At 46.2% G+C, this 25550-nt stretch carries 23 protein-coding genes, 1 tRNA gene, 1 other RNA gene and 1 pseudogene; 17 read left to right on the plus strand and 9 right to left on the minus strand.

The features are described 5' to 3' along the window. Positions 1-45: 45 nt before the first annotated feature. Positions 46-264: non-coding RNA, 6S RNA (gene ssrS / locus ICN10_RS01275), on the plus strand. Next, positions 265-1083, plus strand: coding sequence for a sulfite exporter TauE/SafE family protein (locus tag ICN10_RS01280; RefSeq protein WP_216211590.1), 819 nt, complete (start codon positions 265-267; stop codon positions 1081-1083). Here ICN10_RS01280 and ICN10_RS01285 read toward each other — a convergent pair whose 3' ends face one another. The 7 genes from ICN10_RS01285 to ICN10_RS01315 form a co-directional block, all read right to left on the minus strand. Further along, a complete protein-coding gene (locus ICN10_RS01285; protein ID WP_216211592.1) occupies positions 1084-2607 on the minus strand; it encodes a malonyl-CoA synthase in 1524 nt (507 codons plus the stop codon). It lies immediately after the preceding gene. A 39-nt stretch (positions 2608-2646) separates the two neighbouring features. Next, entirely contained in the window at positions 2647-3603 is a 957-nt protein-coding gene (locus ICN10_RS01290; protein ID WP_255536860.1) for a tripartite tricarboxylate transporter substrate binding protein, read from the minus strand. Positions 3604-3794: 191 nt separating this feature from the next. After that, positions 3795-5099, minus strand: coding sequence for a malonyl-CoA decarboxylase (locus ICN10_RS01295; RefSeq protein WP_216211598.1), 1305 nt, complete (start codon positions 5097-5099; stop codon positions 3795-3797). A gap of 135 nt (positions 5100-5234) precedes the next feature. Continuing rightward, positions 5235-6143: a LysR family transcriptional regulator gene (locus tag ICN10_RS01300; RefSeq protein ID WP_216211602.1), complete on the minus strand. Its 909-nt coding sequence runs from the start codon at positions 6141-6143 to the stop codon at positions 5235-5237. 15 nt (positions 6144-6158) lie between these two features. After that, complete coding sequence (lgt, locus tag ICN10_RS01305; protein ID WP_216211605.1) at positions 6159-6947, minus strand: prolipoprotein diacylglyceryl transferase; 789 nt, start codon at positions 6945-6947, stop codon at positions 6159-6161. Between the two features lie 5 nt (positions 6948-6952). Next, a complete protein-coding gene (locus ICN10_RS01310; RefSeq protein ID WP_216211608.1) occupies positions 6953-7417 on the minus strand; it encodes a DNA polymerase III subunit chi in 465 nt (154 codons plus the stop codon). Positions 7418-7446: 29 nt separating this feature from the next. After that, entirely contained in the window at positions 7447-9051 is a 1605-nt protein-coding gene (locus ICN10_RS01315) for a leucyl aminopeptidase (protein ID WP_370626211.1), read from the minus strand. Positions 9052-9215: 164 nt separating this feature from the next. Here ICN10_RS01315 and lptF point away from each other — a divergent pair, with 164 nt between their 5' ends. From lptF to ICN10_RS01335, 4 genes are all read left to right on the plus strand, one after another. Beyond that, positions 9216-10331, plus strand: coding sequence for an LPS export ABC transporter permease LptF (gene lptF / locus ICN10_RS01320; RefSeq protein ID WP_216211613.1), 1116 nt, complete (start codon positions 9216-9218; stop codon positions 10329-10331). After that, the gene (gene lptG / locus ICN10_RS01325; protein ID WP_216211616.1) at positions 10328-11482 is read left to right on the plus strand and encodes an LPS export ABC transporter permease LptG; all 1155 of its coding nucleotides are present in this window, start codon (positions 10328-10330) and stop codon (positions 11480-11482) included. Before lptF ends, lptG begins: the two co-directional genes overlap by 4 nt. A gap of 62 nt (positions 11483-11544) precedes the next feature. Continuing rightward, positions 11545-12486: a CysB family HTH-type transcriptional regulator gene (locus ICN10_RS01330; RefSeq protein WP_068323897.1), complete on the plus strand. Its 942-nt coding sequence runs from the start codon at positions 11545-11547 to the stop codon at positions 12484-12486. Between the two features lie 199 nt (positions 12487-12685). Then, positions 12686-14062 (plus strand): hypothetical protein, encoded by a 1377-nt coding sequence (locus tag ICN10_RS01335; protein WP_216211620.1) that lies wholly within the window; start codon positions 12686-12688, stop codon positions 14060-14062. Between the two features lie 48 nt (positions 14063-14110). Here the strand turns inward: ICN10_RS01335 and ICN10_RS01340 are convergent. After that, positions 14111-14195: transfer RNA gene (locus tag ICN10_RS01340), tRNA-Leu, on the minus strand. A gap of 152 nt (positions 14196-14347) precedes the next feature. On the opposite strand from ICN10_RS01340, the gene ICN10_RS01345 reads away from it, so the two are divergent. From ICN10_RS01345 to rng, 8 genes and pseudogenes are all read left to right on the plus strand, one after another. After that, on the plus strand, positions 14348-15067 hold the full coding sequence (locus tag ICN10_RS01345; RefSeq protein ID WP_216211623.1) for a YebC/PmpR family DNA-binding transcriptional regulator: 720 nt from the start codon (positions 14348-14350) through the stop codon (positions 15065-15067). A gap of 51 nt (positions 15068-15118) precedes the next feature. After that, entirely contained in the window at positions 15119-16396 is a 1278-nt protein-coding gene (purD, locus tag ICN10_RS01350) for a phosphoribosylamine--glycine ligase (RefSeq protein WP_216211627.1), read from the plus strand. A gap of 44 nt (positions 16397-16440) precedes the next feature. Continuing rightward, the gene (gene hemF / locus ICN10_RS01355; protein WP_216215094.1) at positions 16441-17352 is read left to right on the plus strand and encodes an oxygen-dependent coproporphyrinogen oxidase; all 912 of its coding nucleotides are present in this window, start codon (positions 16441-16443) and stop codon (positions 17350-17352) included. 10 nt (positions 17353-17362) lie between these two features. Then, a complete protein-coding gene (locus ICN10_RS01360) occupies positions 17363-18052 on the plus strand; it encodes a nicotinate-nucleotide adenylyltransferase (protein ID WP_216211630.1) in 690 nt (229 codons plus the stop codon). A 45-nt stretch (positions 18053-18097) separates the two neighbouring features. Next, a pseudogene (gene rsfS / locus ICN10_RS01365) lies at positions 18098-18487 on the plus strand (ribosome silencing factor); the annotation flags it as partial. Positions 18488-18510: 23 nt separating this feature from the next. Further along, a complete protein-coding gene (rlmH, locus tag ICN10_RS01370; RefSeq protein ID WP_068323912.1) occupies positions 18511-18954 on the plus strand; it encodes a 23S rRNA (pseudouridine(1915)-N(3))-methyltransferase RlmH in 444 nt (147 codons plus the stop codon). Between the two features lie 4 nt (positions 18955-18958). After that, complete coding sequence (locus ICN10_RS01375; protein ID WP_216211634.1) at positions 18959-19582, plus strand: Maf family nucleotide pyrophosphatase; 624 nt, start codon at positions 18959-18961, stop codon at positions 19580-19582. After that, the gene (rng, locus tag ICN10_RS01380; protein ID WP_216211637.1) at positions 19579-21042 is read left to right on the plus strand and encodes a ribonuclease G; all 1464 of its coding nucleotides are present in this window, start codon (positions 19579-19581) and stop codon (positions 21040-21042) included. The genes ICN10_RS01375 and rng overlap by 4 nt, the downstream gene beginning before the upstream one ends. On the opposite strand, the gene msbA is transcribed toward rng, so the two are convergent. Continuing rightward, complete coding sequence (msbA, locus tag ICN10_RS01385; protein WP_216211640.1) at positions 21043-22806, minus strand: lipid A export permease/ATP-binding protein MsbA; 1764 nt, start codon at positions 22804-22806, stop codon at positions 21043-21045. It lies immediately after the preceding gene. A gap of 10 nt (positions 22807-22816) precedes the next feature. Here msbA and ICN10_RS01390 point away from each other — a divergent pair, with 10 nt between their 5' ends. From ICN10_RS01390 to ICN10_RS01400, 3 genes are read left to right on the plus strand one after another with little or no spacing between them, the layout of a single operon-like run. Then, entirely contained in the window at positions 22817-23578 is a 762-nt protein-coding gene (locus ICN10_RS01390) for a glycosyltransferase family 2 protein (RefSeq protein WP_216211643.1), read from the plus strand. Continuing rightward, a complete protein-coding gene (locus tag ICN10_RS01395) occupies positions 23575-24354 on the plus strand; it encodes a glycosyltransferase family 2 protein (protein WP_216211647.1) in 780 nt (259 codons plus the stop codon). The genes ICN10_RS01390 and ICN10_RS01395 overlap by 4 nt, the downstream gene beginning before the upstream one ends. Positions 24355-24368: 14 nt before the next feature. Continuing rightward, positions 24369-25526, plus strand: a complete 1158-nt coding sequence (locus ICN10_RS01400; RefSeq protein WP_216211650.1) for a glycosyltransferase family 9 protein — start codon at positions 24369-24371, stop codon at positions 25524-25526. Positions 25527-25550: the final 24 nt, after the last annotated feature.

The following is a 25550-nucleotide window of genomic DNA, read 5'->3' on the forward strand; positions in this document are numbered from 1 at the left end:
GAAATTCGCGCTCTAGAAGATCAAGTCGACGCTTTGATGCAAACCCTTTCCCTGCCTGGTTCGCCAAGGCCAATAGTTCCTTGAACCGATGCGCAAGCATCCGGAACGATCTTTACCTTGTGGGCGTGAGCGTTTCGAAAGTTCACAGTGCCAACTTAGACTTGGTCACTCCCTGAACCTCTTAATGCACCCGAAACAGAGTAGCCGTTCCACCTTGAACCTTAGGGTTCAGGATGACGGCCTAGCGGCTAAGGCGGGGAATTCATGTTACTAAGCGATATCGCCATGTTGATGCTTTGCGGCAGCATCTCTGGATTTTTAGCGGGTCTACTAGGCATTGGTGGCGGCATGATTCTGGTGCCATTCATGATCTTAGTTTTTAACCATCAAGGCTTTAGTCAAGAAGTCATTGTGCACATGGCCATCGCTACCGGTATGGCCACTATCTTATTCACCACCACCTCCGCAATTTGGGCGCATCACAAACATGGCTCCATCGACTGGAAGTTAGTTGCGTCGCTGAGTCCTGGTTTGGTCGTTGGCAGCTTGATTGGTGGCAGCGAGATTTTTGAAGCCCTAAATACTTCTTGGCTCTCACTTTTCTTCGCCATTTTTATTGTCTATACATCCATTCAGATGCTGCTAAATAAGAAACCTAAACCTGGAAGAGATTTGCCGGGGTCTTTAGGATTATTTGGATTTGGATCCTTCGCTGGAGCTCTAGCTAGCTTGGTTGGCGCTGGTGGTGCCTTCATCACCGTTCCTTTTATGCTCTGGTGCAATGTCAAACCACACGTTGCTATGGCGAGTTCCTCTGGCTTGGGCTTTCCGATTGCAGCAGCAGCCACTGTAGGCTACATGTACGGTAGTTGGGGTCACCCTAACCTACCCTCTGGATCCCTAGGCTTTGTTTATTTACCAGCGGTAGTGTGTATTGCAGTAGTGAGCATTTTCACAGCGCCGCTTGGCGCCAAAATGGCTCGCAAACTGGATGTGGCACAACTCAAACGTATTTTTGGGGTGATGCTACTAATGCTTGCGGCCTTCATGTTTAATGAAAGCCGCAAGGCATTTGGTTATTAATTAACCAGTAAATTGCTGGCGCAAAATATTCTTTTGCACTTTACCCATAGCATTACGCGGTAAATCAGAAACAATTTCCACACGCTTTGGAATCTTAAAATTTGCAATTTGTGTTTTCAAAGTAGCGATCATCGCTTCGGCATTCAATTTGGCTCCAGCCTTAGGCACAACAACCGCCATCACTGCCTCGCCGAAATCTGGATGCGGAATGCCAATCACAGCACTTTCGTCAACACCAGGCATGTCATCGATAAAGCTTTCAATCTCTTTGGGATAAACGTTATAGCCACCAGAAATAATTAAATCCTTACTGCGGCCAACGATGCACAAGTACTCCTTCGGAGCTTTGCCACCATTGGCATCACCACCCCAGCGACCAACGTCACCCGTCTTGAACCAACCATCTTTGGTAAATTCTTCAGCAGTCTTCTCCGGCATACGCCAGTAGCCTTTGAATATATTGGGACCTTTAACCTGAATGCCGCCAATTTCATCGACCTTACAAGGTTTATTGTCTTCATTCACTACACGTACCTTTACCCCAGGAAGGGGCAGGCCAACAGAGCCGCCTACGCGCTTACCTTTGTAAGGATTGGAGACCAACATCACAGTCTCACTCATGCCATAGCGTTCCAAAATTGGCTGGCCAATGACTTCCTTGAAAGTATTAAACGTTTCTGTAAGCAGTGGAGCAGAACCAGAAACAAATAGACGCATATTGCGCGCCACTTTCTTATTAAAGCCTTTATCGGCTAATAAGCGTACATAGAATGTTGGCACACCCATCATCACTGTTGACTGTGGCATATGTTTGATCAGTTGCGCAGTATCCAAGCGCGGCAACCAAATCATCTTGCTGCCATTAATCAATGCGCCATGAGCCGCAACGAACAAACCGTGAACGTGGAAGATAGGCAAAGCGTGCAATAGAACATCGCCTTTTTTCCAACCCCAAAACTTTTGCAATACTTGAGCGTTGCTGCCCAAGTTTTTATGCGTCAGCATTGCACCCTTGCTACGACCTGTAGTGCCAGAGGTGTACAAAATAGCGGCAAGATCATCATCCTTGGCAGGTACAGTTTTGAATTTATCGCTTAAACCAGCTGCACGGTCTAACAAAGAACCAGTGCGGTTTTCATCCAAGGTAAGGACATGCTTAGTGCCGGCTTTAGCAGCAACCTTAGATACCCAAGATAGATTCTTACTACTGCAAACAACTACCGCTGGCTCAGCGTTCTCTAAGAAGTATTGAATTTCAGCAGACTGATAAGCCGTGTTGAGTGGCAAGTAAACATAACCCGCACGAATCGTTGCTAGGTATAGAAAAAGAGCTTCAGGTGACTTCTCAACCTGAACAGCAACCCTAGACCCTTTTGGCAACTTCAAGCTGGCAAGTAAATTTGCCAGCTTTGCCGTTGCAGACTCTAGGTCACCCCAGGAGTAATACAAACCATCATGCGTCTCGAGAGCGCATGCTTTTTTATCTTTTGGAAAACCTTTTTCCAATAGTGAATATAAATTCATTTGAACCTCAAACCCCAGGGGTAATATTTAATAAAATTCTTAATCTAATTTGGCGCCAGAGGCCTTAGCAACAGCAGCCCAACGCTTAACATCAGCACTCACAAATTTTCCAAATGCTTCGCCTGAAAGACTTGGAGTTTCGGAACCGTTATTAGTCCAGATAGTTTTGATCTCAGGCGTATTCAGCGCCTTCTGTGTCTCAGCGATCATCTTATCCACGATCGGTTGCGGTGTTCCTTTAGGGGCAAACAAGCCATACCATGTAGAAACCTCGTAACCTACTAAACCTGCTTCAGCTGCAGTAGGTACATTCGGAAATCCTGGGGCGCGCTTTTGTGAAGCAACTGCCAAAGCCACAATCGAGCCATTCTTAATTTGTGCAGCAGAAGAGCCCAGACCATCAAACTCAATATCTACTTGACCCGCAATCAGATCCTGCATAGCTGGGCCAGCACCACGATAAGGAATGTGCGTGATAAAGGTTTTGGTCAACATCTTAAATTGCTCGCCTGCCAGATGATGGGTCGAGCCATTACCGGCACTGGCGTAGTTGAACTTACCTGGGTTTTTCTTCAATAGCGCAATAAATTCTTTCAAGTCTTTCACTTGCACATTCTTTGGATTAACAACGATCACCTGCGGTGGACTTGCAATCATTGCAACTGGCACAAAACTTTTCTCGATGTCGTAATCCAAGTTTGGATACATGGAAGGTGCAATTGCATGGTGGGCTGCGCCTACAAAAAAGGTATAGCCATCTGGTGCAGCTTTAGCAGCGATTGAGGCACCTAGAGTTCCGCCAGCACCGCCGCGATTATCGATAATGATTTGCTTACCTAACTGCTTAGTCAGTTGAGTTGCCAAAGGTCTAGCAAATGCATCTGTACCGCCGCCCGCAGGAAAGGGCACAACAAAGGTAATCGGTTTATTGGGCCATTCTTGCGCCATCACCACCAAAGGGGCAGCACAAACTAAAAGAACTGCTTTCTTGATCATTGCCGAAAGGCTTGATTGATTAAACATCTTCATCTCCTCCACTTGCCACTATTTCATGGCTATGTTCATTATTAATACCGCTGAATCGCACACCATACTACTTTCTGGATCTTTGCGCCCAGTTCGCTTATTAAACCCTAAAGTGAATCTCTTTGGATTCTCCCCCAGGGTATCTCCTCCTCAATTCCTTTTCACGGCGCCATCAAGCGCCCTACCGATCTTGAATACACAATCTCGCCATTGGCAAATTTCTCGTGGTTCTCTTCCACATTCCCTAGGTCATAGAGATAGTTCACCATTAGGCCAGCTGACTGACGCAAACCTTTGCGCGACAAATCCCCTGCCCAATTCACTAAATGCAACTTAGCGCCGTTGCCTAAATGGAATTTAGCAACTGGATTGCCATTACGACCAGTAGAGCCGAGACCTAAATAGATGGAGGCTAAACAGAGCAAAGATTCTTGCTCTTTTGGTGACGCCAAATCGGGGTGCCATCCAGCACTGAGTTTTTCTGTCCATGACTGCACATCTAACTTAAGATTTGCCAATGCCTGGTCTCGAGCTGAGCGCAAGTTTGGCTTTAATCTCTCCGCAGGAATATCTTCACCCAAGTTAGCACCAGCAGATACCCAATCCATAAATCCAGGAATCGGCGACAAGGTGACAAAGGTTTTAAGTCCTGGGAATTCAGCATGCAACTGCTCGGCAACACGCTTAATTAGGAAATTGCCCATTGATACGCCACGCAGACCTGGCTCACAGTTACTAATTGAATAGAACACCGCTACTTTGTATTGCGATGGCTGATCTACTGTCTCAGCCTTCTTATCCACCAAAGGCGTAATAACAGTTGGGATCTCGGGCAATAAGGCTACTTCCACAAAGATCAAAGGCTCGCTAGGCAGCTGCGGATGAAAGAAGGCAAAGCAGCGGCGATCAGGCTGTAGGCGGCGACGTAAATCATCCCAACCATCAATAGCGTGCACTGCTTCGTGCTGAATCAACTTCTCCAAAACCTCTGCAGGTGATTTCCAGTCAACACGATGCATCTTCAAAAATCCCGGATTAAACCAAGATGACAAAAGATGGCGCATATCAAAATCAACTGCTGCTAGCTCTGGCTTCTTATCCAATATTTGCAAAAGATCTCGCCGCATTTGCACCACAGCGGCAGTTCCATGGCCAGCACGATTCAAGCGGCGAAATAATTCTTGTCTAGGAGATTCAGAAACTTTTTGTAATTGAATGTAATTACGAGCTGTAGATTCAGCTGCATAGTTTTGCGCAGCTTTCAATACGGCATCTACTTGAGGATTTAATTTCTCAAATAGATAGGTAAAGAATGCAATGTGTTGATCTTTTGTCAGCTTGCGATAGTTGTTCACAACATCGTCTGCCATGCTGACTGCATTAGATTCGCCTCGCTCAGAAATCAAGCGCTTAATGGCGTTGTTTGCCTTTGACAGGTTGCGGGCTTTTGCTAACTTTTCGAGCATGTAATCTTTTCAAAAAAGAAAAACGACAAAATTAAGATCGAATTCAATTTATTACTCGGAACATGCAAAATCAATTAAGTTAAATGAATAATCATTAACTTAAAGTTAATGATATGCGTAAAATATTAGGGTAAATCATGAGTTTTTGCGATGCAGCATGCGGGCTTCAGCAGCTAAAGCCAAAATATTGGGATTTGATTCATTAGCCTGAAGATACATTAGACCAATACGCTGAATCACCTGGTATTTGGGTAATAAAGGCGTAAATTCAATTGCATCACCCATTAGCGCCCTCACCCTACCCGGCAATAAGGAATGCCCAAGATCGCCTGAGACCATATTCATCAGCGAGAAGATGTCACCTACCTTCATGACCACATCAGGTTTAAAGCCTGCGAGCTGGAAAGCCTCATAAAACCCCGAGGTAGTAGCAAAGCCATCCTGAAGGGTAAGAAATTTCTTATGTTGATATTCGGATAGGTCAATATCGGCTGCGGCAGGCTTGCTGCCTTTTGAGGAGGCCAAAAATAACTGATCCTCAAAAAGAGAGACAACCTGGACGCCCTCAGGCAAGTCTTGCGTTGGAACAGCAATGACAACTGCATCAACACTACCCTCAGTCAAGCGCTTCATCAACTCTTCATTAGACCCAAGAAATAAATCAATATCTAAATCGGGTCTGCGGATTTTGGTGCCCATGATCATGCGAGGAATGATATTGGCAGTCAGGGAGTACATAGACCCTAGGCGAATTTGCCCACTTTCAACCCCCGCTTTAGCCCTCGTCTTTTTTAGAATGCGATCTACATCTGATAGCAAATCATTGCTTGCTTCAGCTAAATAGATCGCTGCTGGCAAGGCTTTTAATTGACGTCCCTCTTTAACAAATAAAGGACAACCAATCCCTGACTCAAGAGAGTGCAACGCCTTGTGAATGCTGACTGAGCTCAAGTGCAACTCTTCTGCAGTTCGCGAGAGACTCCCCGTTCGCACGAAAGAACAAAGAATCTCTAACTTTCGCAGCGTCAGTTCTTCATTCAACATAGAGCGTGATGAGTATTAAATACTTTTAGATTTAAATGCGGTCATCAAATAAATGCCAAATAAAATCATTGGCACGCATAACCATTGACCCATCGACAAGCCTAGACCAAGAAGACCAAGGAACGCATCTGGTTCACGCGCGTATTCAGCTAAGAAACGGCAAATACCGTAGCCCAATAAGAAGAATCCGGACACTTGACCCACACGTCTTGGTTTACCTGCATAAATCCAGAGCGCAATACCAAGCAATATGCCCTCGCCTAGTAGTTGATAAATTTGCGAGGGGTGACGCGGCACAGAATCTACCAATGGGAACACCATTGCCCAAGGCAAATCAGTAGGTCTGCCCCAGAGCTCTCCGTTAATAAAGTTACCAAGTCGACCAAAAGCTAAGCCAAATGGGACGAGTGGAGCTACTAAATCACTAACAACAAAGAAAGTGGTCTTCCGTTTTTTGGCAAACCAGTAAAGAGCAGCAAGCACCCCTAGCAAGCCACCATGGAAAGACATACCACCTTCCCAGATTTTGAAAATACTCAAGGGATTGGCCAAGTAAAAGCCTGGCATATAAAACAAGGTATAGCCTAAGCGCCCACCAAGCACAACACCGAGAACACCAGCAAAGAGGAGATCCTCAAGATCTTTGTAGGTCCAGCCTAAAGCCTGATAACGCGGCGCTCGAATACGTAAGCGACCTAAAAGCAAAAACTGCACAAAGGCCATTAGATACATCAAGCCATACCAGTGAATAGCAAAGGATCCAATACGAATTGCTGCAGGGTCAAACTGAGGATGAATCAACATGAATATTAACTTTTGGATTGATCAAAGTTATGCAACTCGTGACCTAGATCCCGGTAAGCTTTATAGCGTTCGCGCCCAGCCAAACGCTCAGCCTCATTGACAGTAACTACCTCAACGATTCTAGGGAAACGCGCAACTAGAGCAGGTACATCCGCAGGCATACGCATACCCAGGTGAATCATCACATCCGCATGAGGTACGTTGTTTAGGGCGGAGGAAGCAAAGTCGTCCGTCAAAACAATGGGCGTTTCTGCTGCGGCCTCGTCTTCGATGAAGCAGTGCGGTAAAAAATCAGTGCCACTAAATGACCACAAAAGATCATTTAACTTTTGGAGATCAGCTTTCTCACCAACCATCACGATATTGCGAACAGGCTCGCCTTCAGGCGTGGCACTCCAAATCTTGCGCGTTAAACGACAGGCGTATTCCAGCTTGTCGTTTACATTGCTATGAAAATCAATTCGTGCCATTCAGTATCTATCCAAAGATTCGCAAATTCTTACTTGCGCTCAAGCAAGAAATTCACTAACAAAGGAACCGGACGACCAGTGGAACCTTTGGCGGCGCCACTCTTCCAGGCGGTTCCTGCAATATCCAAGTGAGCCCATTTGTATTTCTCTGTAAAGCGCGACAAGAAACATGCTGCCGTCACACTTCCTGCTGGACGTCCACCAATATTGGCGACATCTGCAAAATTTGATTTGAGTTGCTCATGATAAGCAGCGTCCAAAGGCAAGCGCCATACGGTATCCAAAGAGGCGTGGCCGGCTTTAGTGAGCTCACTCACCAAGCCTTCGTCTTCAGAAAATAAACCGCTATGTACATGGCCCAAGGCAATAATACAGGCGCCAGTGAGGGTTGCGATATCAATTACTGCTGCTGGTTTAAAGCGCTCAACATAAGTTAAGGCGTCACACAAAATGAGACGGCCTTCTGCATCGGTATTGAGAATCTCAATCGTCTGTCCAGACATGCTCTTCACAATATCGCCTGGTCGCGTAGCTTGACCTGATGGCATATTTTCACAAGTAGGAATGACGCCAATCACATTCTTCTTTAATTTCATTAAAGAAACGGAGTACATAGTGCCTATCACTGATGCAGCGCCACACATGTCGTACTTCATCTCATCCATCGCTTCGCCTGGCTTAAGTGAGATACCGCCAGTATCAAAAGTAATTCCTTTGCCAACCAAGACAATCGGAGCCTCGCCTGCTTTACCGCCTTGATGACGCATCACAATAAATTGCGGTGGGGTATCAGAGCCTTTAGCAACCGATAAGAAAGAGCCCATTCCTAAGGCTTCAATCTGTTTGCGCCCAAGCACTTCCACCTTCAAGCCCGCCTTCTTGCTCAAGCCTTGCGCAGTCTTACCTAAATATGTTGGAGTACAAACATTAGGCGGAAGATTGCCCAAGTCTTTTGCTAAGTTCATACCCTCAACCATAGCTACGCCCTGCTCTACAGCTGCTTTTAACTCTTTTGCACAATCATCATTACCAGCAAACACTAATTGTTTAAATGTATCTGCCTTATCTTTCGCTTTAAATTTCATAGCAGGCTGACGAACGCCAAAACGATAGGCTTGATCGCCAGCGTATTGCACAGTCAGGCGCACTTCTTCTGCAATGAAATCTGCTTTATGGGAAAGCGCAAAGCTTGGAGTAAACCAAAGTGCATTCTCAATTGATCCGCCGCTCAGCACTTTCAAAGCTGCGCGAGCTACTTTGGAATAAGTTGTCAAACTGCGTTCGCTAGCAAGATGAACATCACCCAAAGCCACCAGCAATACTCGCTTTGCTTTAACGCCACCTGCAGTCCACGATTTTTCTGCTCGCAACATGCAAACGGAAGCCTGCTTAGGGTCTAAATCCCCAACAACATTAGCGTGATTAACAGAACCCCCAAGCAAGAGATCCAACTCCGGCAAAAAGCCAGCTTTGGCCTTGGCGCCTTTAGCCCCAGAGAAACTATCAAAATCTGCTTTTGAGTAGGCTAAGACCAAACAGTCGGTGTTGTGACCCAATAGGGATTTGAGGCTAGATTTCTGTAGTTTTGGGCTCTGCAGGTCAGCTTGAGGGAAAATCTTGGTGCTAAATTGAATTGTCATAATCTATTACGGTATTTTGGTCGATTCAAAAGAGGGGAAATTGCTAATCCGGGACGTTTATCCATTATCCTCCGACATGAGAATAGCCTCCCTTATCGATAGCAATATAAGCCATTTATAGTCCCTAATAACCCCACGAATCCAGACCCTTATTTTTCATGATTTTTAAACAGGCCCTCCGCCGCGAACTCAGTTTTACGACTGGCGGGGTGTTTTTAGTCTTAGTCACCATCATGGTGACCACTCTGGTTATCCGAATCTTGGGCTACGCCGCCAACGGAGCAGTCAATCCTGAGGATGCACTCGTATTAATTGCCTTAGCCACTTTAGGTTATCTCGCCGTTCTTTTAACGGTCTCATTGTTTGTGGCGACCCTCATTGTTTTAGTCCGCTGGTACAAAGATTCCGAAATGATCGTTTGGTTTGCAAGCGGCTTGAGCGTCACCAATCTCATTCGCCCTATTTTGCAATTCGCTACACCACTCATTATTGTGATTGCCTTGCTTGCTCTATTTGTTTGGCCGTGGGCAAATCGTGAATCTACTTTAATCAGTCAACGCTTTCAACAACGCGATGATGTGTCAATGGTGAGCGCTGGGCAATTTAAAGAATCTGCAAAAGCAGAACGCGTCTTCTTTATTGAAGAGCTCGATGTAGATAAGAGTGAAGTAAAAAATATCTTCGTAGCGGACTCTAAGAATGGTCGCTTGAGCATTGCGGTGTCCTCTACTGGCTATATCCAAAATTCGGAGGGTGGAGAAAAGTCTATCGTTCTCAATAACGGCCGACGCTATGAGGGGCAACCCACTCAGCCCGATTTTAGAATTCTCGAATTTAATGAATACAGCACCAAGATTCGCAGTAAAGAAGCATTAGCCCCTGCGCCACGTGATCGCGAGAAGACTATTACAGAACTTCTCAATGACTCCAATCCAGCTTCTATGAACCCTAATCGCGCTGAATTACTTTGGCGCGTTGGTTTGCCTTTGATGGCTTTGGGTTTAGTGCTAATTGCCATACCACTTGCCTACGTAAACCCGCGTCTCGGCAATTACACAGCTATGTTCTACGCGGTATTAATTTACCTGATTTATAGCAACCTGCTGAACCTGACGCAAAATTTTGTTTCACAAGGTAAGGTTAGTGTTTTTGTAGCAATTTGGCCAATACATTTACTTGCCCTTTTGATTGCAACAGTCTTAATTCGCAATCGTATCAATCCCTCACTTAAGTGGTGGCTCCGTCAGTTGCCAGCCTCAATAGTTAAAAAATGAAGCTGCTCTTCCCCTTCATCTATGAGCGCTATTTAGCCAAGCAGATTTATGCTGCCTTTGGCTTCATTCTCTTTGCATTGGTGGCATTGTTTTTGTTCTTTGATATTTTGAGCGAGCTTGGTTCAGTACAAGGGGCTTACACACTCCCCTTAGCCCTACTTCACGTACTCCTAAAGGCACCAAGTCGCATTTCCGAAATCATTCCGATTGCAGGCTTGATTGGCAGTATTTATGTATTTGCGATGCTAGCTAGCCAGTCTGAGTTCACCATCTTGCGTATCGCCGGCCTAGATGTGAGACGCGGACTCATTACGCTAACGAAAATCTCCATTCCACTAATTGCACTCACACTCATCATGAGTGAGTGGGTTGGGCCTTACACAGAAGCCAAGTCTGATCAGATTCGCATGAAAGCCATGGGCTCAGCATACTCATCTCAATTTAGAACTGGTGTCTGGGTAAAAGATCGCTTGCGTGATGAGGATGGTAGTGGCCCGGTTCGCCCAGGGGTCCGCTACGTCAACGTTGGTAAGGTTGACAAGGACAATGAGATTCACAATATCCGTATGTATGAGTTTGATGACACCTATCATCTCCTCTCCATTCGTAGTGCAGTGTCAGGACAGTTTGATGAGACAGGTGTCTGGGTTCTAAATGATGTAACAGAAACGCGCTTCAAGGAAACCAAACAATCAGACCCGCTTAATCCTGTTTTTTCTGCGCAGACTTTTACTCATCCAATCCTCACTTTGGAATCTGAAGTCACACCCCAAATTTTGAGCGTGCTTTTAATCAGTCCTGAAAAAATGTCGATTATGAGTTTGGGTCGCTTCATCTCCCATCTGCGCGATAACAAGCAAGATGCGCATAGGCATTCGATTGCTTTTTGGAAAAAAGTTATTTACCCATTCACCATTTTCGTAATGCTCACATTGGCGCTTCCCTTTGCTTACTTAAAGGTGCGAGCTGGTAGCGTTGGGATTAAGGTGTTCGGCGGCATCATGCTGGGTATGAGCTTCCAGCTCTTTAACTCCCTATTCTCAAACGTAGGACTTTTGGGCTCCTGGCCGTCCCTGATCACGGCTCTTACGCCGCCTTTGCTGTATTTCCTATTAGCCCTTGTTGGATTGCGCTGGGTTTCAAAGGCTTAATACCCAAAAATAATTTAGAATGTGATTCCTATATCTTTGTTGATATATAGATAGGAATCCCCATGAATCTTCATCAATTCCGTTTTGTACGGGAAGCCGTTAGACAAAACTTCAACTTAACAACCGCTGCCAAAGCGCTGTTTACATCCCAACCGGGGGTATCCAAGGCCATCATCGAGCTAGAAGATGAGTTGGGCGTTGAGATCTTCCGCCGTCATGGCAAACGCATTCGCTCCCTTACGGAGCCAGGTAAACGGATTTTGAGCTCGATTGAGCGCATCCTAGATGAAGTGGAAACACTAAAACGAGTAGGCAAAGATTTTGCTAGCCAAGATCAAGGTAGTTTCGTAATCGCCACCACCCACACGCAAGCGCGTTATGCCCTACCTAAAGTGCTTACTGAATTTACTAAACGCTTTCCAAAGGTGAAGGTCAGCATTCAGCAGGGTAGCCCAGGTCAAATTGCAGAATTACTCACGCATGATCGCGCAGACATTGCGATTGCAACTGAAGGCATCGCCAATACTCCTGGCGTGCTCGCCCTACCAGGCTATCAATGGCATCACGTATTGATGGTGCCGCTCAGCCATCCACTACTCAACCAAGCAACGCTAACGCTAGAAGAGATCGCCAAGTACCCCATCATTACTTACGACAAAGCATTCGCGGGTCGCAGCAAGATTGATGCAGCCTTTGCACAGAGAAACATTACGCCTGACATTATTTTGGAAGCAATTGATGCTGACGTGATTAAAACCTATGTCGAGACCGGCATGGGTATCGGCATCGTTGCAGGCCATGCATATGACCCTGATCGAGATCGCAATCTGAAGGTGATTCCTGCGGGGCACTTGTTTGGAAACAATGTGACTCATTTGGGAGTTAAGCAAGGTGCTTACTTGCGCTCATTTGTATACACCTTCATCGAACTCTTTTCACCCACACTCACCAAGAAGATTGTTGAGCAGGCAATGTCGAATGAATCTGAGACTTATGAGATCTAGCCCCTCATATCCCCATAAATAAGATTAATATGAGCCAATGAATCCATGCCCTCTTAGCAAGAAGCTTATTAAATACAGTCTTACAGCACTATCCCTGTGTCTTCTGGCATCTTGTGGGGGCGATAGCAGCAGCACCGCTGGCAGCAACGCTGGCAGCACATCAGACCCATCAGTCAAAAAAAGAGATTTAGTCTCTTACATGTATACAGATGCAACATCGCAACCATTAAAGGGTAATGGCATCTGGAATTACAGTGTGGCAACGGATTACTACTATGGAACGATGAATCCGCCACAGTCACCATCCCTAGCGGTAGATTTGCCTGCAAATCCAGATGCAAACATTGAGTATGTATTTGCAACCTTTATATCCCTCTCGGTGGGATATAAAAGCAACGGATCAACCCCTGCATTGATTAGCGATCAATGTCCATCAGATTCCTCTGTGCCAAAAATCGCCTACTATGCGCTACCTCAAATTAATCCAACTATGTATACAGGCGCGCTAGGGCCTTGTGTTACAGGCGAATCAGCTACTGCGTATTACGCCGGCATTAATAAAAATGCGCCGTTAAAAGTTGTGCCAGTGGCCGAGTATGCGGACGATAGTTTTCCCGCTTTCATGTCAACAGCCACCTCTGCGGAAATTACCACTATAGCTACAGCCCTTGCCCAAACAATTCTTAAAGATCCAAGTGTTTATGGTCTGGCAATTGATAATGAGAAATCCATTAATGGCTCTAACCAAACTCCAGCCGCTCCCAATACAACTGTGGGCCAACAAAAAGAGGAGTTCTTTTTTGGCGAACTAGCCCGAATTCTTGCGGGAGGTAAGAAATACTTATTTTTATTTGACGCGCCAACGAGTGCCAAAGCTTTGTATTCAACATATACCAATATTGTGTTTATGCAACCACTATATGACTTGGATAACTCTGATCCAGCTGTGCATACTTCGACCGCTTACAACCCCGATCAACTGGCATCGCCATATACTAAATCCGTAAATAATGTGGCAGCGGGGACTCTCACCAATATTCAGGCCCCCGGGCAATCAGTCATGTTTGTAGTCCCCGCAAGTGCAACGAGCACTATTTGGGATTTTGAGATGTCCTACAACTACCCCCCGCCCAATAACTATGTCAATCCCATTCTGAACGTACCGGGAATAACCGCTAATTCTCAAGGCCTCTGCAGTGGCATTCCCCGGGACAACAAGGTAACAAATACTGTTCTCACAGCAATGATTGATCCGGGCTACAGCATTGATACCTTCCTTGGGGCTAATAATTGCTACCTCTTTACGAATACCACGCCATTAAACGATTATTTTTTAACTTCATTGCAAGCAATTACTGCCGCAAAGAAACAAACCAGCCAGCAAGTAAATTATTTAGGTGCAGCTTTGTATGCATGGCGCATTAGCGGCATAAACGATATCAACGCTGCAAAATACTATCCGTCTATTTTTACAGCGGGCGGCGGATCTCAGAAGTCTGTGAATTTAACGGGGCCACCTGACATCCAAAGCTCAAGCTGGTCAATTTTCAACAAATGGGCTGTTGGGGATAAATAAGGAAGTATGACTGGAGTGCAGTCAGGGCCACGCTTAAGTGACTAAAGATGGTGCCTCGGGGCGGACTCGAACCGCCACGCCTTGCGGCACCGGATTTTGAGTCCGGCACGTCTACCAATTCCATCACCGAGGCAGGTGTTTGCAGTGGAAATTCTGCTTACTTTGCTACTTTGTTACTGCTAAGACATGAGAGTGTAACAAAAAATGGTCAGATACCCCCTACCTTGGGTCTAGAACCCCTTAAAATGAGGTCTTCTAGCCAAATTATTAAAAGGACTTACCCGTATGGCCGGCCATTCGAAATGGGCCAATATTCAGCACCGCAAAGGTCGTCAGGACGAAAAACGCGGCAAGATTTGGACCAAACTCATTAAAGAAATTACCGTAGCCGCCAAATTAGGCGGCGGCGACGTTGCCACTAACCCACGTTTGCGTTTGGCGATTGATAAGGCCAAAGACTCAAATATGCCCAATGACAACGTGCAACGAGCAATTCAGCGCGGCACTGGCTCACTTGAGGGCGTGAACTACGAAGAGATTCGTTATGAGGGTTACGGCATGAATGGCGCTGCCATCATCGTTGATTGCTTAACCGATAACCGCACTCGTACCGTTGCAGAAGTTCGTCATGCGTTTAATAAAAATGGTGGCAACATGGGTACGGAGGGTTCGGTTGCTTTCTTATTCAAACACTGCGGCCAAATGTTGTTTGCTCCTGGCACTAGCGAAGATCAACTCATGGAAGTTGCGTTAGATGCTGGTGCTGAAGATGTCATCACTCATGATGATGGATCTTTAGAAGTGTTATGCCCTGTTCCGGATTTCTCGAAAGTACAAGATGCTATTAGCCAAGCAGGTCTCAAGCCTGAGCTGGCAACGGTTGCTATGCGCCCTGAGACTGAGATTGCTCTTGAAGGCGAGCTAGCAGAAAGCATGCAGAAATTGCTGGATGCACTTGAGAACTTGGATGACGTTCAAGAAGTCTTTACGAACGCTGAACTTTGATTTCTGAATTTAATTTTTTAATTACCTCATTTAAATAATAGATAGCTTGTTATGAAAATTCTACTTATCGGATCCGGCGGACGCGAACATGCGCTAGCTTGGAAGCTGGCTCAATCCCCACAAGTACAAACAGTCTATGTTGCGCCGGGTAATGGCGGTACAGCCACTGCCAAACAGACTGCTGCAGGTATTGAGAATCTGCCGATCACTGGGTTACAAGAACTTGCTGATTTTGCTAAGCGCGAGAAAATTCACCTGACAGTTGTGGGTCCTGAGGCGCCACTTGCCGCCGGCATCGTAGATGTGTTCCGCAATAATGGATTGCGTATTTTTGGGCCAACCCAATTGGCTGCTCAATTAGAGTCCTCTAAAGACTTCTCTAAAGCCTTTATGAAGCGTCATGGCATTCCGACTGCGGATTACCAAACTTTTTCTAGCGCTTTAGAAGCTCATGCTTACATTGATGCTAAAGGTGCACCGATTGTGATTAAGGCTGATGGCCTTGCGGCAGGCAAAGGCGTAGTCGTTGCCATGAGTCTCGAAGAAGCACATGCCGCAGTGGACATGATGTTGGCTGATAACAAATTAGGTAATGCTGGTGCCCGTGTAGTGATTGAGGAATTCCTCACCGGTGAAGAAGCTAGCTTCATTGTTTTAGTTGATGGCAAAAACGTTTTAGCTTTGGCAACAAGCCAGGATCACAAACGGCTACTTGATGCGGATCAGGGCCCTAACACTGGTGGTATGGGTGCTTACTCCCCTGCTCCAGTGGTTACTCCAGAAATCCATGCACGCGCTTTGCGTGAAGTGATCATGCCAACTGTGAATGGCATGAAAGCAGATGGCATTCCATATACCGGCTTCTTGTATGCAGGCTTGATGATCGCACCTGATGGCAAGATCAAGACACTCGAATTTAATTGCCGTATGGGTGATCCAGAAACTCAACCAATCATGGCGCGTCTGCGTAGCGATCTCGTGAACGCTTTAGATCATGCTGTGGATGGCACACTCAATGAGGTTGAGTTGGAATGGGATCGCCGTACCGCTCTTGGCGTAGTGCTGGCTGCTCATAACTACCCCGATACTCCACGTGCTGGCGATGTCATTACCGGCATCCCCGCTGATACTGAAGATCAAATTACCTTCCATGCTGGCACAAAACTGCAAGATGGCAAGGTAGTCACTTCTGGTGGACGTGTGATGTGCGTTGTTGGACTTGCGGATACTGTCCGTGGTGCCCAACAGAAAGCGTACGAAGCCATCAATCACATTAAGTTCGACGGCATGCAATATCGCAAAGATATTGGCTATCGCGCCATTAAGTAAACCGATATCGAGTTAGCGCAACCTTGTCAGATCAACACACCCAAATCGATATTGCCGCCTTAAAAGATTACTTTTTAGGATTGCAAGAACGCATCACCACTGCAATGAGTGCTTTGGATGGCAAAGTCTTTGTTGCTGATGAATGGCATAAGCCTGAAGACAGCAAACTCAAAGGCTATGGCCGCACCTGTATTTTGGATGGCGGCAATATTCTTGAAAAAGGTGGCGTTGGTTTCTCACACGTTCGCGGTGATCAAATGCCACCCTCAGCATCGCATCATCGTCCAGAGGTAGCGGGCCGCAGCTTTGAAGCAATGGGCGTCTCTTTGGTGTTTCACCCAAATAACCCCAAAGTACCGACTACACATATGAATGTGCGCTGCTTTATTGCGCAAGCCCCTGACAAAGAACCAGTTTGGTGGTTTGGCGGTGGCTTTGATCTCACACCCTATTACGGCGTTGATGAAGACTGCAAACACTTTCATCAAACTGCTAAAGATGCCTTAGATCCTTTTGGTGAAGAACTCTATCCCCGCTTTAAGAAGTGGTGTGATGAATACTTCTACTTAAAGCATCGTGAAGAGCCACGCGGTATTGGCGGCGTTTTCTTTGACGACTTTAATGAACTCGGTTTTGAAAAGAGCTTTGCGATGACTCGCGCAGTGGGTGATGCATTCATTAATGCTTACCTGCCGATTGTGCAGCGCCGCTATCAAGATAGCTTTACTCCTGAAGAAAAGGCTTTCCAAGAATATCGCCGTGGCCGCTATGTGGAATACAACCTCATCTTTGATCGTGGCACCATCTTTGGTTTGCACTCTGGTGGCCGTACCGAATCCATTTTGATGTCAATGCCTCCTGTGGTTCAGTGGTGGTACAACTGGCAACCTAAGCCTGGCACACCAGAAGCTAAGCTGTATGACTACTACCTCAAGCCACGCGATTGGCTAGCGTGAGCATCTATCATTGAGCGCTATTAAAAAAATTGGCATTCTGGGTGGCACGTTTGACCCTCCTCATGTTGGCCACCTCAAACTAGCTACGCATTTTGCCAAGCTACTCCGCTTGGATGCGCTCCTACTGATACCTAGTGGTGAGCCATGGCAAAAAGGCACCTGCATCACATCAGCAGAAATGCGTTTTAGATTGACTGAAGCTGCTGGTATTGATTTAGCTCGTGCGTTTTTGTATTTAAAGATATCGACTCAGGTGGGAATTGATCGCATAGAAATTGATCGTGCCGGTCCAAGTTATGCCATTGATACTGTGAAAGCACTGCGCGAGCGATTTGGGGTGGATGCTAGCCTAACTTGGCTCATGGGAGCAGATTCCTTGGTTGCACTACCTAGCTGGAACTCCTGGGAAAAGCTCAGTCAATACGTGAATTTTGCCGTAGCCACGAGACCTCATCATGATTTAAAGGAGCAAATCAGCTCTGAAGTGGGTCAATTTCTGCAAGAACATCAGACAAAGGATGCTGCCGCTCTTGAAAAATGCGCTGCAGGCCTCATATATATCGATGAAAGCCTCAATGTCGACTTATCCTCTACCGAGTTAAGAGATCGCCTTAAATCCAGCTCCAGAAGCGCCATAGCGTCTGAGCAAATTCCAACCCACACCCTAGAAATCATTACAAATCTGGGCTTGTATCAGTAATCAAGCTAAGATCACCCTAAATACAAAAATTATTGTCGAGAAAATATGGACTTACGTAAATTACAACGCGTCGTGATTGATGCTCTAGAAGATGTGAAGGCGCAAGATATTCGCGTCTACGACACTACCAAATTAAGTGAATTATTTGACCGGGTCATTATTGCCACCGGTTCAAGCAATCGCCAAACCCGCTCTTTAGCAATGTCCGTTAAAGAAGAGGTAAACGCTAAAGGTGGCGAAGTCATCTCTATTGAAGGCTTGGAAACTGGTGAATGGGTATTGGTTGATTGCGGCGATATCGTTGTGCACATTTTGCAACCGATGCTGCGCTCTTACTATCAGCTAGAAGGCATGTGGGGTGCTAAACCTGTACGCGTGAAATTGGCTGGTAGCAAAGGTCTTGCCAAAGCTAGCGAATCTGAAGACGACGACGAATAACTTCGTCGTTAAAAGCATCGATGCGCCTCACCATTGTTTCAGTTGGTCATAAGATGCCTGATTGGGTTGCAACAGCAACCCATGACTACATTAAAAGAATGCCTGCAGACTGCAGCATTGAAATCAAAGAAATCAAACCAGACCTGACGCCTGCTAAAGAGGCCGTCAAAATTGCTGCCGCCATTCCGAAGGGATCAAGAGTCATTGCCTTAGATGAGCGCGGCAAAGACCAAACTACTCAAAACTTAGCGACTCAGTTGGCCAGTTGGCGCCAAGAGGGTTTTGATATCACCTTTTTAATTGGTGGCGCAGATGGCTTAGATCCTAGCCTGAAAACCACTGCTCAGGCAATGTGGCGCCTCTCCAGCCTGACTCTTCCCCATGCCATGGCTAGAGTGCTGCTGGTAGAGCAACTCTATCGCGCTTGGACCATTCTGCAGGGTCACCCCTACCATCGGGAGTAATCTTGTGAGCCCATTTATTTATCTCGCTTCACAGAGCCCGCGTCGCCAAGAACTCTTAAAACAAATTGGCGTTCGCTTCGAAATGCTTTTACCAAGCGCCGATGAGGATAGTGAAGGTATTGAAGCGCCTCTCCCCCAAGAAAAAGCTCGCGTGTATGTTGAAAGAGTTACCTTGGCAAAAAGTGTAGCGGCACTCTCTCGTTGGCAAAAAAGCAATTTACCTTGGGCTCCGATTCTTTGTGCGGATACTACGGTTAGCCTGCCCAACAGTCCTGATGGTGAAATCTTAGGAAAGCCAAGCGATGCAGCAGATGCTGCGCGGATTCTCAATATGCTCAGCGGCAAAGCACATGAGGTATTAACCGCTGTCGCCGTTACGCTAGCCCCAACAGAAATACCCAAGATTTTGGTACAGGTATCACGTGTGCAATTTGCAGAGCTATCTCCAGCCCAGATTGATGCTTATATCGCCAGCGGTGAACCCTTTGGTAAGGCTGGCGCCTATGGCATTCAGGGTCTGGGGGGTGCTTTTATTCCCTCTATCCAAGGAAGTTATAGCGGTATCATGGGCTTACCCATCTATGAAACCCAACAATTACTAGAAATTGCCGGCCTGACTCGCGTATGAACGAAGAAATACTGATCAATATCACTCCGCAAGAAACGCGGGTTGCTTTAATTCAGCAAGGGGCTGTTCAGGAGCTGCAAATTGAGCGCACTCGCCAACGCGGCATTGTGGGCAATATTTATTTAGCAAAAGTTGTTCGCGTCTTACCTGGTATGCAATCAGCGTTTATTGAAATTGGCTTAGAGCGCACTGCTTTTATGCACGTAGCAGATATCACCCAAAACAATCCCCAAGCGCAAATTGAAAAGTTATTGTTTGAAGGTCAAACACTTTTAGTTCAGGTACTCAAAGATCCTTTAGGTACAAAAGGTGCACGTCTTACAACTCAATTAAGTATTGCTGGGCGGAATTTGGTTTACCTTCCTCCAGCAGGTAGTGATACCGCTACCGAAAAATATATTGGCGTTTCTCAGCGAATCGACCAACCTGAGGAGCGCGAAGCCATCAAGACTCGTCTCGCCAGCTTGATGGCCGCTGATGAAAAAGGTGGGATTATTGTTCGCACGAGTGCTCAGGATGCCTCAGACACTGAACTGCAGCATGACATGCTTTACCTACGCACCACCTGGGACAACATCCATGCGGCCATGAAACACAATCCCGCGCCCACCTTACTCTATCAAGACCTTAGCTTGGCTGAACGAGTATTACGGGATGTGGCCGGAGAAGAAACCACCCAGATCCGCGTGGATTCGGCTGAGAATTTCGAGAAGCTCAAAGCATTTACTAATTCTTATATGCCCAATCTATTGGGCAAGCTGACATTACATCGTGGCGAGCGCGCCCTCTTTGATTTATTTGATGTCGATGCAGAGATTAATAAGGCGCTGGGTCGCAGAGTTGACCTCAAGTCGGGCGGCTATCTGATGATTGATCAAACAGAGTCTATGACAACGATTGATGTGAATACTGGCAGCTATGTCGGTGCACGCAATCTTGATGACACTGTCTTTAAAACGAATTTAGAGGCAGCCCAAGCAATCGCTCGACAGCTACGCTTACGCAATCTAGGTGGAATCATCATTATTGATTTCATCGACATGATTGGCAAAGACCATCAAGAATCTGTACTGCATGAACTTAAGCGCAATCTTGAGCGCGATCATGCGCGCACCTCAGTGAGCGACTTCTCCGCTTTAGGTTTGGTAGAGATGACGCGCAAACGTACCCGTGAATCTTTAGCTCATATTACCTGCGAGCCTTGTGCTACCTGCCTTGGTAAGGGTGAGGTTAAAACTGCACAAACGATTTGCTACGAGATTTTGCGTGAGATTGTGCGGGAGCACCGCCAATTTAATCCAAGAGAATTTAGGATTGTGGCTGCGCCTGATGTCATTGATCTCTTCCTAGAAGAAGAGAATCAATTCTTGGCACAACTCGGTGACTTTATTGGCAAACCCATTACCCTCCAAGCAGAGGGTAGCTTCCGACAAGAACAATACGATATCGTTCTTAGTTAATTAAGCGTTTGAAAATTGAATGCGATGCAAGTTGGCATAGAGTCCCTCTTGCTTAATCAAATTTTCGTGAGAGCCATTTTCAATAATCTTGCCGTGCTCTAACACCACAATACGGTCTGCGTGCTCAATAGTCGATAAGCGATGGGCAATGACCAAGGTAGTTTTGCCGGCCATTAATCGTTCGAGAGCATCCTGCACCTGACGTTCAGATTCAGAATCCAAAGCGGACGTTGCCTCATCCAAGATCAAGATCGGGGCGTCCTTATAAATTGCGCGCGCAATTGCTAAACGCTGGCGCTGCCCGCCAGATAAGCGATTGCCGTTATCACCTATCAGGGAATCAATCCCTTCTGGCAACTCTTTAATGAGCGCACTTAAATTGGCAGCCTCTAAGGCCTCCATGACACGGCCACGATCGATGCCAGCTTGATCACTAGCGCCATAAGCGACGTTAGCAGCAATCGTATCGTTAAAGAGAATAACGTCCTGGCTCACAAATGCGATTTGGCGACGCACATCAGCCAACACAATATCTTCCATTGGAATATCGTCCAAGAAAATATGTCCGCTAGTAGGTTTATAGAATCGAGGTAATAAGTTGACGAGGGTAGATTTACCGCCACCGGATGGACCTACAAAAGCAATGACTTCGCCTGGCTTAATGGTGAGATTGATATTACTGAGGGCATCTTTACGATCACCCTCCTGCTCATATGCAAACCCGACATTCTCGAAACGAATGCCGCCTTTAGCCTTGTCAAGTGGCTTCATGTTTTGCTTGCGTTCTTCACCCTCTTCAAAAGGTTGATCCATTAATCCAAAAATCATCTCTGCTGCAGTGAGGCCGCGTTGGAGGGGTTGATTAATGTCGGCCAAGTGCTTTAGCGGGGAAATTACCAACATCATGGCGGTAATGAAAGCCGCAAAACCCCCAACTGTAGTGCCTTCAGCGGCTGACTGCATCAAGGCAATCACAAGAACTACAGATAAGGCCATGGAGGCAATCAACTGAGTAATGGGTTGATTCAAGCCACCCGCTACTGCAGACTTCAAGGCAAACTGACGCGCGCGCTCGGCCTTTTGCTTAAAACGATTCATTTCATACTCTTCAGCGCCATGCACCTTAACAATTTTGTAACCAGCAGCGGCTTCTTCAACAATATAAGCAAGATCGCTGGTAAGTGTTTGTTGTTCGCGATTAAGCGACCTGAGTCGACGATTAATTTTGCTCATGATGAATGCAATCACCGGGAAAATAATCAAGACAACCAAAGTCAATTGCCAATTTAAATAGATTAAGTAACCCATCAAACCTACTACGGTTAGCGAATCTCGCACCAAGCTGATTAACATGCCGCCCATCACGGTAAGCACATTATTTACCTCGAATACCACGCCATTAATTAAAGTAGATGCAGAGTTCTTTTGAAAAAATGTGGTGTTGGCATGTAAGAGTGTTTGAAACATTTGCTCACGCAATTTCAGCAACACAGAGTTAATTACTCTAGTTAGCAAATAACTCGACAGAAATTGTGCCAAGCTGCGCACCAAAGCCAAGCCCACCAAGAAAACTGGCACTTGCCAAAGCTTGCTATTGAGCTGTCCAGTAAAACCGCGATCCAATAAAGGCTTCATCAGGGCTGGAATGGAGGTCTCGGCAGCGGCTACTACAGCCATAGCCAAAAGGGACCCAATAATCAAGCCAATATGGGGCTTTAGGTACGTAATTAAGCGATTTAAGGAGGTACGGTCTTGAGCATTCATATAATGAATTATGCCCACCTTATCAGTCATACTCATCACCCGCAATGAAGAGGCCAATTTGGACGATTGTCTGGCCTCCCTGGAGGGTATTGCCCAACAGATCGTGGTTGTAGATACCAATAGCTCAGATCGCACGCTAGATATAGCCAAAAACCATGGTGCGACCATATCCCAGCCATCTGACTGGCCTGGTTTTGGCCCTCAGAAGAACCGTGCTTTAGACCTTGCAACCGGGGAATGGGTCTTATCTATAGACGCAGATGAACGATTAACTCCAGCCCTCAAATCTGAGATTCTGACGGCAATTCACCATAGCGCCCATGTGGACTGTTTTGCCATCCCTAGACTATCTTGGTACTGCGGTCGTTTTATACGTCACTCCGGATGGAGCCCCGACTATGTAGATCGTCTTTTTAAGCGTGGCACCGCCCGCTTCTCAGATGACCTGGTACATGAGCGTCTCATTCCCAATGGTCAGGTAGCCAAACTAGAAAACCCACTACTCCATTACAGCTTCATGAACTACTCTCAAGTTCTGCAAAAGCTCGATCGCTATTCCACCGCATCCGCAGAGCAAGCATTTGCCAAAGGCAAAACGAGTAGCCCTCTGAAAGCTGTTCTTCATGGCGTATGGGCATTTATTCGCACTTATATTATTCGCGTGGGATTCTTAGATGGGGCGCAAGGATTTGCTCTAGCAATATCTAATGGTCAAGGCACCTACTATCGCTATATCAAGCTTTGGCACCTCAACCAGGAAGCCAACAAATGATTTCGATTTTGCTGGCCACTTATAACTGGCCACAAGCGCTCAAGCTTTGCCTGGAATCGCTAGCAACTCAAACAGATCAGAACTTTGAGATCATCATTGCAGATGATGGCTCTACCGAGAGCACAAAACAAGTGATTGAGTCTTTTAGCAGCTCTTACCCTGCTGCTATCAAGCATCTATGGCAAGAAGATCAAGGTTTTCGGAAAACCAAAATTCTGAACCAAGCTATTAATGCTGCCCATGGAGACTACCTAGTATTTTTAGATGGCGACTGTATCGTGCAACCGGACTTTGTGGCAAGACATCGTGAACTGGCGCAAAAAGGATTTTTGGTTACTGGCAGCAGAATTCTTCTCAATGAAAACCTCACCCAAGAATTACTCACCTGGTCGCAATGGAGTTTTCAGAAGTTCTCGTCAGGCTTACTAGGCAAGCGCCTTAGCGGAGGCATTAATAAATACTGGCCTCTTAAAATAAAACTAGGTAACGGCTCCTGGCGTGATTACAAAAAATTTGTTTGGCGCCGTATCAAAGGTTGCAATATGGCATGCTGGAAAGAGGATGCCGAAGCGATAAACGGCTTTGATGAAACCATGACAGGCTGGGGTCACGAAGATGCCGACTTTGTATTTAGATTGCAGCATCACGGCATCACTCGTAAATCGGGCTCTTGGTCTACCGAAGTCCTGCATCTATTTCATAAAATTAACGATCAAAGCAATGCCGCTGAGAATGCGCGGCGCGTGCGTGAGAAGATTTTGGCTAAGGCACTGTAAGAATTCACAACAATATGACTACTTACTCGAATCTCAAGCCCAAAAAAGTCCTCTTCATTGCCACTAGGCAAATCGGCGACGTACTGGTAACAACGCCTCTCATTAGTAAAGCTAGAGAGCTGTGGCCAGAAGCAGAATTTCATTTTTTAGGCTATCGCGGCAAGTTAGAAATGTTGCACGGCAATCCTGACATTGCTGAAGTCATTGAAACCTCGGATCGCCCTGGTTTTGGTGAATACCTCTCCTTATTTAATCGCCTATTTCAGCGTTACGACTTGGCAGTAGTCACCCAACCAAGCGACCGGGCCTACCTATACGGCTTAGTAGCTGCATTTAGAAGAGTGGGCGTCTTAGGCGGCCATCCTCAAGGTAAAGATTCTGCAGATCAACACAAGCGTAGCAAGAGTGAGAAGCAAAATACCTGGAAGAAGTTCATCTGTATGCACACTGTGGATGTTGATTACTTTAACCAACACGTCATTACAGAAAAGCTGCGCCTTCTAGAAGCCTTCTTTAAAAATCCAGCGGATTTATTCTCCAAGCCGATATCAGTGACGCCTCCTGAAGGTGAGCCTTTGACACCCGTCATCGCCAGTGAACTCAAGCAACCCTATGTCGTCATACATCCAGGACCTCTGACTGCTTATAAACGTTGGCCACTCGCTTACTGGCAAGAGCTCATTACCTGGTTGGTTAATCAAGGTTTTCAGATCGTATTAAGCGCTTCACCTGCAAAGCAGGACGTGCAACTCAATAACGACATCATATCTTTATTGGCTCAAGAAATTAAAGATAAAGTGATCAACGCTGCGGGTAAGCTATCTATTCCACAAGCGGGCACACTCATTCGGAGCGCTGCTTTATATATTGGTGTTGATACGTCCATTACGCATTTAGCGGCAGCTTGCAATACTCCAACCATCACCCTATTTGGCGCTACCCCGCCAACCAACTTTGGTCCATGGCCCAATGGCTTCATTGGTGAACAGCCTTATCTATTGCGCGCCCGTACACAAACCGTGGGTAATGTCACCATTTTGCAAGGTCCTGGTGAATGCGTGCCTTGCCGTAAAGCCGGTTGTCTTGATAAAGCAGATAGCTACAGCGAGTGTTTAGATCTACTAGAACCTAAACAAGTGATTGAAGCAATTCAAAAAGCGCTAGCAAACTAAAATAGCGTCAATACTAAAAAAATT

Origin of the sequence: Polynucleobacter sp. 86C-FISCH, from assembly GCF_018882415.1 — a bacterium.
Lineage (GTDB): Bacteria > Pseudomonadota > Gammaproteobacteria > Burkholderiales > Burkholderiaceae > Polynucleobacter.

Excerpts from the sequence above, each read along its gene's own strand:
- ICN10_RS01345 (WP_216211623.1), top strand. The coding sequence starts at position 14,348 with ATGGCCGGCCATTCGAAATGGGCCAATATTCAGCACCGCAAAGGTCGT.
- rng (WP_216211637.1), top strand. The coding sequence starts at position 19,579 with ATGAACGAAGAAATACTGATCAATATCACTCCGCAAGAAACGCGGGTT.
- lptF (WP_216211613.1), top strand. The coding sequence starts at position 9,216 with ATGATTTTTAAACAGGCCCTCCGCCGCGAACTCAGTTTTACGACTGGC.
- ICN10_RS01295 (WP_216211598.1), bottom strand. The coding sequence starts at position 5,099 with ATGCTCGAAAAGTTAGCAAAAGCCCGCAACCTGTCAAAGGCAAACAAC.
- rlmH (WP_068323912.1), top strand. The coding sequence starts at position 18,511 with ATGCGCCTCACCATTGTTTCAGTTGGTCATAAGATGCCTGATTGGGTT.
- ICN10_RS01285 (WP_216211592.1), bottom strand. The coding sequence starts at position 2,607 with ATGAATTTATATTCACTATTGGAAAAAGGTTTTCCAAAAGATAAAAAA.
- ICN10_RS01395 (WP_216211647.1), top strand. The coding sequence starts at position 23,575 with ATGATTTCGATTTTGCTGGCCACTTATAACTGGCCACAAGCGCTCAAG.
- lptG (WP_216211616.1), top strand. The coding sequence starts at position 10,328 with ATGAAGCTGCTCTTCCCCTTCATCTATGAGCGCTATTTAGCCAAGCAG.
- ICN10_RS01335 (WP_216211620.1), top strand. The coding sequence starts at position 12,686 with ATGTATACAGATGCAACATCGCAACCATTAAAGGGTAATGGCATCTGG.
- lgt (WP_216211605.1), bottom strand. The coding sequence starts at position 6,947 with ATGTTGATTCATCCTCAGTTTGACCCTGCAGCAATTCGTATTGGATCC.
- purD (WP_216211627.1), top strand. The coding sequence starts at position 15,119 with ATGAAAATTCTACTTATCGGATCCGGCGGACGCGAACATGCGCTAGCT.
- ICN10_RS01280 (WP_216211590.1), top strand. The coding sequence starts at position 265 with ATGTTACTAAGCGATATCGCCATGTTGATGCTTTGCGGCAGCATCTCT.
- ICN10_RS01390 (WP_216211643.1), top strand. The coding sequence starts at position 22,817 with ATGCCCACCTTATCAGTCATACTCATCACCCGCAATGAAGAGGCCAAT.
- ICN10_RS01300 (WP_216211602.1), bottom strand. The coding sequence starts at position 6,143 with ATGTTGAATGAAGAACTGACGCTGCGAAAGTTAGAGATTCTTTGTTCT.
- ICN10_RS01330 (WP_068323897.1), top strand. The coding sequence starts at position 11,545 with ATGAATCTTCATCAATTCCGTTTTGTACGGGAAGCCGTTAGACAAAAC.
- ICN10_RS01310 (WP_216211608.1), bottom strand. The coding sequence starts at position 7,417 with ATGGCACGAATTGATTTTCATAGCAATGTAAACGACAAGCTGGAATAC.
- ICN10_RS01400 (WP_216211650.1), top strand. The coding sequence starts at position 24,369 with ATGACTACTTACTCGAATCTCAAGCCCAAAAAAGTCCTCTTCATTGCC.
- msbA (WP_216211640.1), bottom strand. The coding sequence starts at position 22,806 with ATGAATGCTCAAGACCGTACCTCCTTAAATCGCTTAATTACGTACCTA.
- ICN10_RS01290 (WP_255536860.1), bottom strand. The coding sequence starts at position 3,603 with ATGATCAAGAAAGCAGTTCTTTTAGTTTGTGCTGCCCCTTTGGTGGTG.